This window comes from Streptomyces sp. NPDC111744 (assembly GCF_055634995.1).
The window spans coordinates 14,833-26,659 of record NZ_JBVKCG010000017.1; the positions used below are offsets into that span (position 1 = coordinate 14,833).

General features: G+C 72.7%; 8 protein-coding genes. 6 read left to right on the top strand and 2 right to left on the bottom strand.

All coding sequences use genetic code 11. The annotated features are described in order from the left end of the window. Positions 1–71 precede the first annotated feature (71 nt). A complete protein-coding gene (locus ACZ7OO_RS31005; RefSeq protein WP_471509804.1) occupies positions 72–3,881 on the bottom strand; it encodes an FHA domain-containing protein in 3,810 nt (1,269 codons plus the stop codon). Between the two features lie 415 nt (positions 3,882–4,296). Between ACZ7OO_RS31005 and ACZ7OO_RS31010 the strand changes: the two genes are divergently transcribed. The 4 genes from ACZ7OO_RS31010 (at position 4,297) to ACZ7OO_RS31025 (ending at position 9,597) form a co-directional block, all read left to right on the top strand. Continuing rightward, the gene (locus ACZ7OO_RS31010) at positions 4,297–6,003 is read left to right on the top strand and encodes a serine/threonine-protein kinase (RefSeq protein WP_471509806.1); all 1,707 of its coding nucleotides are present in this window, start codon (positions 4,297–4,299) and stop codon (positions 6,001–6,003) included. 117 nt (positions 6,004–6,120) lie between these two features. Continuing rightward, on the top strand, positions 6,121–7,350 hold the full coding sequence (locus ACZ7OO_RS31015) for a serine/threonine-protein kinase (RefSeq protein WP_471509808.1): 1,230 nt from the start codon (positions 6,121–6,123) through the stop codon (positions 7,348–7,350). 201 nt (positions 7,351–7,551) lie between these two features. After that, entirely contained in the window at positions 7,552–8,658 is a 1,107-nt protein-coding gene (prfB, locus tag ACZ7OO_RS31020; RefSeq protein WP_471509810.1) for a peptide chain release factor 2, read from the top strand. Positions 8,659–8,982: 324 nt separating this feature from the next. Next, a complete protein-coding gene (locus ACZ7OO_RS31025; protein ID WP_471509812.1) occupies positions 8,983–9,597 on the top strand; it encodes a hypothetical protein in 615 nt (204 codons plus the stop codon). Positions 9,598–9,698: 101 nt separating this feature from the next. Here ACZ7OO_RS31025 and ACZ7OO_RS31030 read toward each other — a convergent pair whose 3' ends face one another. Continuing rightward, complete coding sequence (locus tag ACZ7OO_RS31030) at positions 9,699–9,890, bottom strand: hypothetical protein (protein WP_352220843.1); 192 nt, start codon at positions 9,888–9,890, stop codon at positions 9,699–9,701. A 246-nt stretch (positions 9,891–10,136) separates the two neighbouring features. Here ACZ7OO_RS31030 and ftsE point away from each other — a divergent pair, with 246 nt between their 5' ends. Further along, entirely contained in the window at positions 10,137–10,826 is a 690-nt protein-coding gene (ftsE, locus tag ACZ7OO_RS31035; protein WP_266438802.1) for a cell division ATP-binding protein FtsE, read from the top strand. Positions 10,827–10,888: 62 nt separating this feature from the next. Further along, positions 10,889–11,806, top strand: coding sequence for a permease-like cell division protein FtsX (gene ftsX / locus ACZ7OO_RS31040; RefSeq protein ID WP_471509815.1), 918 nt, complete (start codon positions 10,889–10,891; stop codon positions 11,804–11,806). Positions 11,807–11,827: the final 21 nt, after the last annotated feature.

The window sequence follows — 11,827 nt, forward strand, 5'->3', positions numbered from 1 at the left end:
TGACGGACGGGGATCGTGATCGCCTCGTGATCAACGACCCGGGGTACGTGGGTGCCACCGGGGGTCGCCGACTACAGAAGCGAGGGGACCTCCGCCGCCGAGACCTCTCTTGCCGCCCTCTCCACCGCGCTTGCCAGCAGCGCCAGGTCCGTCGGGCCGTTGCCCAACTCCCGTACCGGGCGGCGGGTCGGGGGGTCGCCCATGCGGGGCCAGTCGAGGGGGACGACCGTGGGGCGCTGGGTTGCCGTGCGGGGGATGCGGCCTGTGACGCGGCCCGTCTGGAACGCCGTGGTGCGGCCGTCAGGTGTGCTCAGGCGGCCGCGGCCGGGAGCCGGTTCGTCGGGGCCTGCGGCCGGTGGGTCCAGCGTGATGCGCAGGGTGGCCTGCCGGGCCGGTTCCGTCTCCGCGGTACGGCCGCCCGTGCCGGCCGCCGCGATCAGGTGGACGCCGAGCCGCTCGCCCTCCTTCGCCACCGCCTCCAGCGCCCGCATCACGGAACCGGCGGCCGGGCGGCCCGGTGAGCCGAGGGCGGGGGAGACCAGGGCGTCCAGGTCGTCGACCACGACGACCAGGCGCGGCAACGGCGGCGGCGCCTCCGTGCGTTGACGGGCGGCGGCGGCCCCGGCCGACGGGCGCAGCCGGAGCGTCGAACTCGGCGGTGCCTCTATGTCGGCGGCGCCCGAGGCGGCGGGGTGGCCACGCTGGGCGACGATACGGCCCGAGATCTCCCGCTGGGCGTGCCAGTCGGTGAAGTCGGAGCGGCCCAACAGCTCGGCCCGCCGTTTCAGCTCGGCGCTCAGCGACTGCGCCAACTCGCGCATCCGTACGGGGTCGTTGGCGGTGAGGTGGGTGGTGACATGCGGTATGTCGGTGCACACCCGCAGGCCCTCGCCGGCACCGGCGCCGGTTCCGACGCCGTCGCGGCCGTCGATCAGGACGATCCCGAGCCGGTCGGGGCGCTCGGCGGCGGCCAGCGAGGCGACCATCGCCCGCAGCAGCTCCGTACGGCCGCTGCCGGGCGGGCCCTCGACCAGCACATGCGGTCCCTCGGTCACCAGGTCGGCGCCGAGCGGGCCGCGCGGTCCGGCACCGAGCACTGCACGGGCCCGGCCGCCCAGCGACTCGGCGTCATCGGCCGCGTCCGCCCAACGGGCCATCAGCGACGCCGGGGTGGCCCGCGCCAGCCCCAACTCGTCCAGCAGACGGGCGGACTGGGGGAGCGGGGCGGCCACGCGCGTGTGCCGGTCGCCGACCGGGCCGTCGGGGCGGAGCGGGGCCAGCGCCCTCGCGAACCGCTCGGCCCAGGCGGCGGACACCGCGTCCACCGCGGCGAGGGTGCCGGGGCCGACGGGACCCGTCGCGTCGGTACGGGCCACCCGCAGCAGATGCAGGGCCGTCGCCACGTCCCCGCTGAGCAGGGCCACGGCCCCGCACTCCCGGAACGTCGGCGTCACCGCGCATGCCGCCTCGTAGGTCTGGGTGACCGGCGAGACGGGCGAGGTGGGCGCCGTCTCCGCCAGGCAGATCACATGCACTCCGGCGCGCGGTCCGGCGACGGTCAGCCGCGCCACCGCGTCGCGCAGCGCGGAACCACCGGGGTCGCCGTCCACGACGACGACCGTGTACGGCCCCGGGAAGCGGCCCTTGCCGCCCTTGTCGTCGTCGCCGTCGTAGTCGGCGCCGAGGTCCTCGCGGGCCCAGGAGGGGCGGTGCGCGGCATCGGCGGGCGGGGCGTCCGCGGTCGTACCGGCCAAGCTCGGGCGGTCGGACGGGGCGGCCGGCCGTCGGGGCGCGGACAGGTCCTCCACCCTGCGGAGCAGTTCCTCCACGCGGGCCGCGGCCTGTTCACGGTCGTAGGCCAGCAGGAGGCGGCAGTCCTGGCCGTGCCCGGGACGGACGTGCGGGAGCCAGCCGAGCCAGGCCCACTCGGCCGTCCGCTCCTCCACGGGGCGGGCCCGGTCCGCGCTGATCAGCACGATCTCCAGCAGGTCGGGGGAGTGCAGCGCGGCGAGCTGCGCCAGTACCGCACGGGCGAGACCGGCGAGGCGGGTGCGCGGGCCCGCGAGGCCGAGGGCGCCGGCCTCGCGCAGGTCGGCGGTGACCGGCACGGCGGGGAGCAGCCCCGGGCCGTCGGGCGCGGCGCGGTCCGCCGTGCCGAGCCGGACCGTGAGCGTCTCCGGGTGGCCGGGGGCGCGCTCCCAGAGGCGGGGGCCGGGGCCGAGCGCGGTCAGCAGCAGGGCGGCGGGATCCGGCCAGGTCTCGGCCTGGGCGGGGACACCGGCCGGCGTCGGGCCGCCGTCCTCGGCCGCGGGCTCGCCGTCGGCGGCCGACGGGGGCTCACCACGCCCGCCGGCCAGCCGCCGCGCCCAGGCGCCGAGGCCGCCGCGCCTGCGGGCGCCGGGCAGCGCGGGGGCGTCGGTGCCGCGGAGGGGGGTGCCTTTGCGTCTGCCGGAGCCGGCCCCTGAGGCGGCGGGGCCGTCGGACGCGTCGCCGATCGGCGGGGCGCTGTCCGGTGAGGGGCGGTGGTGCGCTGCCGCCGGGTCGGTGGTCGCAGGCGCGGCGGGTTCGCTTCGGCCGTCAAGGCCGCTGGTGGGCGTGGTGGGGCCGGTTCGGGCGCCGGAGCCGGTCGCGGGCCAGGGAGGGCCGCTTTGGGCGCCGGGGCCGGCGAGGACTCCGGAGCGGCCGGCGTGGGTGTCGCCGTGGCGTTGAGCGGCGGTGGAGCGGTCCGTGGCGGCAGAACGTTCCGTGACGGCAGAGCGGTCTGTGGCGGCGGAACCGTTGCGTGGGCCGGGGAGCCCACCGCGACTTCCGGCCGGCGGCGGCTCCGGCCAGGGTCCGGGCGCCTGTGATCCGTCCCTCCGCCCGGCTTCGGCCGCGAGCCCGCTGCCCTGCCCGGCCCCCTTCGGGAGTCCGCTTCCCCGCCCGGCCTGCGGCGACCCGCCGCCCTGATCGGCCGTCGGCAGCCCACCCCGGCTCTCGATCCTCGGCGCGTCCCCCTGTGCGGGAACGACCGGTGGTTCCACCGGCCCGTGCTCCTGGCCCCCCGCCGCTCCACCCGAGGCTCCCCAACCCGCCGTGCCGTAGGCGTGATGGGTGCGGCCCGCGGGGCCGGTCGAGCCGTCGGCCGCAGCCGCCCCGCGCGCGTGGCCCGCGAAACCGCCGACGCCGCTGGTGTCGGAGCCGCCCTTCTCCCCGTCCTCACCTCCGGGCAGCACCCGCAGGCACCCCTCCCCGTCCGGTGCCGTGCCCACGCGGGCTCCCGGTCCCCCGGACGGCGTAAGCCGCAGGGCCGATTCCCCGATGCGCAGGAGCGCTCCCGGGGCGAGGCGGACCGGGCGGTCGGTGACGCGGGTGCCGTCCAGGGCCGTGCCGTTGGTGGAGTTCAGGTCGGCGACCGAGACGTGGCCGTCGGCGGCGACCGTGACCGCGCAGTGCAGCCGGGAGACGTCCGGGTCGTCGAGCGGGATGTCGGCGCCGGCGGAGCGGCCGATGGTGATCTGGCCGCCGTGCAGCAGGTGGACCCCGCCCGCGTCGGGACCGGCGATCACATGCAGCTGGGCCGGGGCGTCGTCCAGCTCGGGATGCGGCTCGGGGGCGGCGGGCGCGCCCAGGGACAGCACGGCGCCGTCGACCAGCGGGGGCTCGCCCAGGATGCGGCGGCGGGCGTCCAGCCGCTCCGCCCCCGCGTACAGCACGACCGGGGCGCCGCTCGCCTCCCGGCCTCCCACGCTGCCGTCACCGGTGACCGCCGAGGCAAGCGCGGAGGCCACCGCGGCCAGATCCGTGCCCGCGGGCGCAGTCACCAGCACGTCCCGGCTCACGGCCCGGCCCCGCTGCGCGGCAGGGCCCAGCGGGTCTACGACGGTCAGCCGGATCTGCATCGCCGTCAGCGGTCCCTTCTGCGCGGGCGCGGAATTCCCCCCACCGCCACGAGCACGTCGGCCAGTTCTGCTGTCGCACGCATCCTCGCACCTGCCACTGACAACGCGCCCACGGCCCGATGGTAAGTGATCTTGATTGGTCAGCTCTGCCCCCAAAAGTGCCTGACCAATACCGCGCGGGCGATCACTTGAGATCGGTCACGTCCGAGCCCGGCAACCACCGGACCGAAGCGAGCGTCTTTCCATCGAACAAGTACGGGAACGCCTACGTATGGGGATACGTCCGGAACGCTTATCGGCTGCCTACCGGACAGGGGAAAGCACAGTCGGACGACAGCCCGGTGCCAGGGACGACGGCACTACAGTGGGTCGGACACAAGGCCCGGACACACAGCAAGCAGCAGGGAGCGATGACGTGCGGCCGGTAGGCAGCAAGTACCTCCTGGAGGAGCCGCTCGGACGCGGCGCCACCGGTACCGTCTGGCGTGCCCGCCAGCGGGAGACCGCGGGCGCCGAGGCGGCCGTGCCCGGCCAGCCCGGGGAGACCGTCGCGATCAAGGTCCTCAAGGAGGAGCTCGCCAGCGACGCCGATGTCGTGATGCGCTTCCTGCGGGAGCGCTCCGTCCTGCTCAGGCTGACCCACCCGAACATCGTCCGGGTCCGCGACCTGGTCGTCGAGGGCGATCTGCTGGCCCTGGTCATGGACCTCGTCGAGGGCCCCGACCTGCACCGCTACCTGCGCGAGAACGGCCCCTTCACACCCGTCGCCGCCGCCCTGCTGACGGCCCAGATCGCCGACGCGCTGGCCGCCAGCCACGCCGACGGCGTCGTGCACCGCGACCTGAAGCCCGCCAACGTGCTGCTCCAGCAGTACCAGGGCCGGATGCACCCGTTGCTGACCGACTTCGGCATCGCCCGCCTCGCCGACTCCCCGGGCCTGACCCGCACCCACGAGTTCGTCGGCACGCCCGCGTATGTGGCGCCGGAGTCCGCCGAGGGCCGCCCGCAGACCTCCGCCGTCGACATCTACGGCGCCGGCATCCTGCTGTACGAGCTGGTCACCGGCCGCCCGCCGTTCTCCGGCGGCAGCGCCCTCGAAGTCCTCCACCAGCATCTCAGCGCCGAGCCGCGCCGCCCGTCCACCGTCCCCGACCCGCTGTGGACGGTCATAGAACGCTGTCTGCGCAAGAACCCCGACGACCGGCCCAGCGCCGAGAACCTCGCGCGCGGCCTGCGCGTCGTCGCCGAGGGCATCGGGGTGCACGCGAACTCCGCGCAGATCGCCGCCGCCGAGGGGGTGGGCGCGCTGCTGGCCCCCGACCCCTCGCCGACCGCCGTACCGGGGGCGGCCGACCCCACGCAGGTGCTGCCGAACACCGGCGCACCCGGGTCGTACGACCCGAACGCGGCGACCAGCGTGCTCCCGCACACCGGGGGCCCGGTGGGCGCCGCCGACCCGACCGCCGTGCTGCCGAACACCGGCGCGGCGGACCCGACGGCCGTCATGCCGCCGATGTCCCAGGGGCAGCCGGGCCAGCAGCAGCCGGAACAGCCGCACCCCTGGCAGACCCAGCTCCGCGCGGCCCGCGACCGCAACGAGCAGACGCAGGTCCAGTACCTCGACCCGAACGAGGACCCGCTGCGCCACCGCCCGCAGCGCCAGGTGGCCCGGCCGCAGCAGCAGCCGCGCCAGGCCCCGCAGCAGCAGCCGGTACGACGGCCGCAGCCGCGCGGGCAGCAGGGCGGCGGGTACGCACAGCAGGGCGGGTACGGGCAGCAGCCTGCCGGGTACGGCCACCAGCCGCAGCAGTACGCCCCGCCGCCCCAGCAACCCCAGCGGCGCTATGCGCCCCCGGCCGCCCCCGCCGAGCCGCAGCGGGCCCCGCGCGAGCCGCGGCAGCGCAGCGCCAACCCGATGAGGATCCCCGGGCTGGGCTGCCTCAAGGGCTGCCTGTTCATGGTCGTCATCCTCTTCGTCGCGGGCTGGCTGATCTGGGACCTGACCCCGTTGCACACGTGGGTGGGGCAGGGCAGGGGCTACTGGACCCAGCTGAGCGACTGGGTGGGATCGGTCAGCCACTGGGTCAGGGGCCTGGGTGGCCCCTCCGGCTCCGGCAACTGAACCGCTCGCCGACTCTGGGGATTTGTCGACACCTGGCGGGTGATTTCCGCCTCCGTGGTGAAGGTTGGCTCTTCGGACGCGTACTTTTGTCGGCAACACGCGTCTGTAGGAGCAGCCTTGGCACGGAAGATCGGCAGCCGGTACACCGCCAACCAGGTCCTGGGGCGGGGCAGCGCCGGCACGGTGTGGCTGGGCGAGGGGCCGGAAGGGCCCGTCGCCATCAAGCTGCTGCGCGAGGATCTCGCGTCCGACGAGGAGCTGGTGGGCCGCTTCGTACAGGAGCGCACGGCCCTGCTGGGCCTTGAGCACCCCAACGTGGTGTCCGTCCGCGACCTCGTCGTCGACGGCAACGACCTCGCCCTCGTCATGGACCTGGTCCGCGGCACCGATCTGCGCACCCGCCTGGAACGGGAGCGGCGCCTCGCGCCCGAGGCCGCGGTGGCGATCGTCGCGGACGTCGCGGACGGGTTGGCCGCGGCACACGCGGCGGGCGTGGTCCACCGGGACGTCAAGCCGGAGAACGTCCTGCTCGACATGCAGGGTCCGCTCGGGCCCGGCGGCTCACACCCCGCCCTTCTGACCGATTTCGGCGTGGCGAAGCTGATCGACTCCCCGAAGCGGACGCGCGCCACGAAGATCATCGGCACGCCGGACTACCTGGCCCCGGAGATCGTCGAGGGCCTGCCGCCCCGCGCCTCGGTGGACATCTACGCCCTGGCGACCGTTCTGTACGAGCTCCTTGCGGGCTTCACCCCGTTCGGCGGCGGCCACCCCGGGGCGGTCCTCCGCCGCCATGTCACCGAGACGGTGGTCCCCCTCCCCGGCATCCCCGAGGAGCTCTGGCAGCTGCTCGTGCAGTGCCTGGCGAAGGCGCCGGCCTCCCGGCTGCGGGCGTCCGAGCTGGCCGCGCGGCTGCGGGAGCAGCTGCCGACGCTGGCGGGCATGCCGCCGCTGGACGTCGACGAGCCGGAGACGGAGGCGGCGGCGGAGGCCGCGGAGGAGACGGCCGCCGCTCCGGCGGCGGAGGAGCAGCGGGTACGGCGACGCGGGGCCGTCTCCCTGGTGCCGGGCGCGAAGCCGGACTCCAACCGGGACACGCACACGTCGATGAGGGTGCCGGGGCCGGACGAGCTGGCGGGCGGCGCGCGGGGCACGGCCAGGGCACCGCGGGCGTCGGGGGCACCGCGACCGGGCTCGGCCCGGCACAGGGCGGCGGCGCGGCGACGGAGGGTGACACTGGGCGTGGCCGGGGTCGTACTGGCGGCCGTGGTGGGCGTCGGCGCGTGGCTGGCGACGTCGAACGACGACTCCCCACCGCAGGACACCCACAGCACGTCGACACCATGACGAACCCCATCACGGGGCGGGCCCCGGGCCGGCGGGACGGCCGTCCCGGGCGCGGAACGGCCGCCCTGGGCTCCGGGTAGTCCACGGATCCCGCCCCTTATGCCCCGCCCCCCTGCATTTTCGCCCGCTCCTCGCCCTGCCGAGTCCGGTGGGTGGGTGGGCAGGCGCTGTGTGCGCGGCGGAGCCGTTACGCTGGGAGGCGTGGCAGTCGTCGATGTATCCGAAGAGCTCAAGTCCCTCTCCTCGACCATGGAGTCGATCGAGGCCGTTCTGGACCTCGACAAGCTGAGGGCAGACATCGCCGTGCTCGAGGAGCAGGCGGCCGCGCCGTCCCTGTGGGACAACCCGGACGAGGCGCAGAAGATCACCAGCAAGCTCTCCCACCTCCAGGCCGAGGTCAGGAAGGCGGAGGCGCTGCGCGGGCGGATCGACGATCTTGCCGTGCTGTTCGAGATGGCGGAGGAGGAGAACGACCCGGACACCCGCGCCGAGGCCGACTCCGAGCTTGCCGCCGTCAAGAAGGCGCTGGACGAAATGGAAGTGCGGACGCTGCTCAGCGGGGAGTACGACTCCCGTGAGGCGCTCGTGAACATCCGCGCCGAGGCCGGCGGCGTCGACGCCGCCGACTTCGCCGAGAAGCTGCAGCGGATGTACCTGCGCTGGGCGGAGCAGAAGGGCTACAAGACCGAGGTCTACGAGACGTCGTACGCGGAAGAGGCCGGCATCAAGTCGACCACCTTCGCCGTGCAGGTGCCGTACGCCTACGGGACGCTCTCGGTCGAGCAGGGCACCCACCGGCTGGTGCGGATCTCGCCCTACGACAACCAGGGGCGCCGCCAGACCTCCTTCGCGGGTGTGGAGATCCTCCCTGTGGTCGAGACGACCGACCACATCGAGATCGACGAGTCCGAGCTGCGGGTGGACGTGTACCGGTCCTCCGGGCCCGGCGGCCAGGGCGTCAACACCACCGACTCCGCGGTGCGCCTCACCCACATCCCCACCGGAATCGTCGTCTCCTGCCAGAACGAGCGGTCGCAGATCCAGAACAAGGCGACCGCGATGAACGTCCTCCAGGCCAAGCTCCTCGAGCGGCGCCGGCAGGAGGAGCAGGCCAAGATGGACGCCCTCAAGGGCGACGGCGGCAACTCCTGGGGCAACCAGATGCGTTCGTACGTCCTGCACCCGTACCAGATGGTCAAGGACCTGCGCACGGAGTACGAGGTCGGCAACCCCGAGGCCGTCTTCAATGGCGAGATCGACGGCTTCCTGGAGGCCGGAATTCGCTGGCGCAAGCAGCAGGAGAAGTAACTTTGTCGACTTGCCCATGGTGAGTCGGCCGACCCGGAACTGCCGCCCCCGTGGCGGCAGTTCTCGTATTTCCTGGCCCGTGTCAGGGCTATGTCTGGGTTTTACATCACACTCACAGGCTTCAACTCCTCGCATTCGGCGCGCAACTGGACATCGCGCCCGCAACGGCCTTGACGTTGCTTTGAAAAATGGGAAGGGTGAAGCGTGGCGTGCGTATGTTTGGGGCGCATGAGAACCGGGGGGCTTGCGCATCCGTAGCTATCTCCGTAGAGCACAGCCCCAGCGCCGCCAACCTGACATTCAGCTACTGGGGGTAGCAACCAGATGACCAAGAAGACACGGATCCGGGCCGCGCAGATAGCCGCCGCCGCCGTGATCGCCGCCGGTGCCTCGCTGACTGCGGCCGGCGCGGCCTCCGCCCTCTCCATCGGCGTCGAGGCCGACCAGAACGGTCTGACCGCCACAGTGACCACCGGCGACGACCCGACCGGGATCCCGACCGGCCCGGCCACCAGCGAGCCGCCGAGCAGCGAGCCGCCGTCCAGCGAGCCGCCGTCCAGCGAGCCGCCGAGCAGTGAGCCGCCCTCCGAGTCGTCGCAGCCCTCGGACGAGCCCACCCAGCCGACCGAGGAGCCCACCGAGCCGACCGAGGCGCCGACCAGCGCCACCCCGACCGACGGCAGCGGCACGGGCAGCGGCAACAACAACACCGGCACCGACGGCAACTCGGGCACCTCCGCGCAGGAGGCGGGCACCTCCGCCCTCACCGACACCGGCTCTTCTGACACCCAGGCCCAGGGTGCCGGCGGCCAGCTCGCCGAGACCGGTGCCGCGCAGACGACCTTCCTGGTCGTCGGAGCCGCCACGATGATCGCCGGCGGTATCGGCTTCCGCATCCTGCCGCGCCTCATGGGCGGCCGCGGCGGCGCCGCCGCCTGACGGTAGGCACCCGCTCGCAGAGCGTATGCATGACAGAAGGCGAAGGGCCCGGAGCAGCAGCTCCGGGCCCTTCGGTCGCTTTTCTGTGCCTGTGAGCTTCGCTACGCGGTCTGGTGCGCCAGCAGCGCCACCGCGGCGATCAGTACCGCCAGCAGCCCGATCAACGCCATCGGGTTCAGACCACCCAGGAAGTTTTCCTGCTGGAGACGCTCGCGGTTGGCGCGGCACACGGGGCACCGGCCTTCGTTCACGGGCGCCGCGCAGTTCGCGCACACCAACCGGTCGTACGTCATGCGCTCGCCCTCCTTGCACCGGCCATTACCTACACAACGCTCCGCAGAACGAGAACGTTCCCCTCTCACTGTGCCAGGTTCCCCAGGAAAGAGCGCGGCCGTCCGCAGACCTCGCCCCTGCGCTCCGGAGACACTGCCCCGGAATAAAACCCCACAAGCCTCCCCAACCGTGACCGGCGCCTGCGCTTCCTCACCCGACTCGCGTATGGTCACGCTCATCTACCCCCGGCGACCCGTGGTGCATCCGTGATCCGATTCGACAATGTCTCCAAGGTCTACCCCAAGCAGACCCGCCCCGCACTCAGGGATGTGTCCCTGGAAGTGGAGAAGGGCGAGTTCGTGTTCCTCGTGGGGTCCTCCGGCTCCGGAAAGTCCACCTTCCTGCGGCTCGTCCTCCGCGAGGAGCGATGCAGCCACGGCCAGGTGCACGTGCTGGGCAAGGACCTCGCCCGTCTCTCCAACTGGAAGGTGCCGCAGATGCGCCGCCAGCTCGGGACGGTCTTCCAGGACTTCCGTCTGCTGCCCAACAAGACGGTCGCCGAGAACGTGGCCTTCGCCCAGGAGGTCATCGGCAAGTCCAAGGGCGAGATCCGCAAGTCCGTGCCCCAGGTGCTCGACCTCGTCGGGCTCGGCGGCAAGGAGGACCGGATGCCGGGCGAGCTCTCCGGTGGTGAGCAGCAGCGCGTGGCCATCGCGCGCGCCTTCGTGAACCGGCCCAAGCTGCTGATCGCGGACGAGCCCACGGGCAACCTCGACCCGCAGACCTCGGTCGGCATCATGAAGCTGCTCGACCGCATCAACCGCACCGGCACCACCGTGGTGATGGCCACCCACGACCAGAACATCGTGGACCAGATGCGCAAGCGCGTCATCGAGTTGGAGAAGGGCCGCCTCGTCCGCGACCAGGCCCGCGGCGTCTACGGCTACCAGCACTGACACCGATCCACACGTTCCCGACGCTTCACGCGGTCCACGACGGAAAGGCATAACCCGACGCCATGCGCGCCCAGTTCGTACTGTCGGAGATCGGAGTCGGTCTCCGCCGCAACCTGACGATGACCTTCGCGGTCGTCGTCTCGGTCGCCCTGTCCCTGGCGCTCTTCGGTGGCTCGCTCCTGATGAGCGACCAGGTCACCACGATGAAGGGCTACTGGTACGACAAGGTCAACGTCTCGATCTTCCTCTGCAACAAGAGCGACGCCGAGTCGGACCCCAACTGTGCCAAGGGTGCGGTCACCGAGGACCAGAAGAAGCAGATCCAGGCGGACCTCGGCAAGATGTCGGTGGTCGAGAAGGTCACCTACGAGTCGCAGGACGAGGCGTACAAGCACTACAAGGAGCAGTTCGGCGACTCACCCCTGGCCGACTCCCTCACGCCGGACCAGATGCAGGAGTCGTACCGGATCAAGCTGAAGGACCCGCAGAAGTACCAGGTGGTCGCGACGGCCTTCGACGGCCGTGACGGTGTCCAGTCCGTACAGGACCAAAAGGGCATTCTGGACAATCTCTTCGGGCTGCTGAACGGTATGAACTGGGCGGCACGCGCGGTGATGGCGATGATGCTCATCGTCGCCCTGATGCTGATCGTCAACACCGTGCGCGTCTCTGCGTTCAGCCGTCGGCGCGAGACCGGCATCATGCGCCTGGTCGGCGCTTCCGGCTTCTACATCCAGGCCCCGTTCATCGCGGAGGCCGCCGTCGCCGGCCTGATCGGCGGCACGGTCGCGTGCGGATTCCTGGTGATCGCCCGCTACTTCATCATCGACCACGGCCTGGCCCTCTCCCAGAAGCTGAACCTGATCAACTTCATCGGCTGGGACGCGGTGTTGACCAAGCTCCCGCTCATCCTCGCAACGAGCCTCCTGATGCCCGCGCTTGCGGCGTTCTTCGCGCTGCGCAAGTACCTGAAGGTGTGACGCATGCCAAGAGGGCCGCAC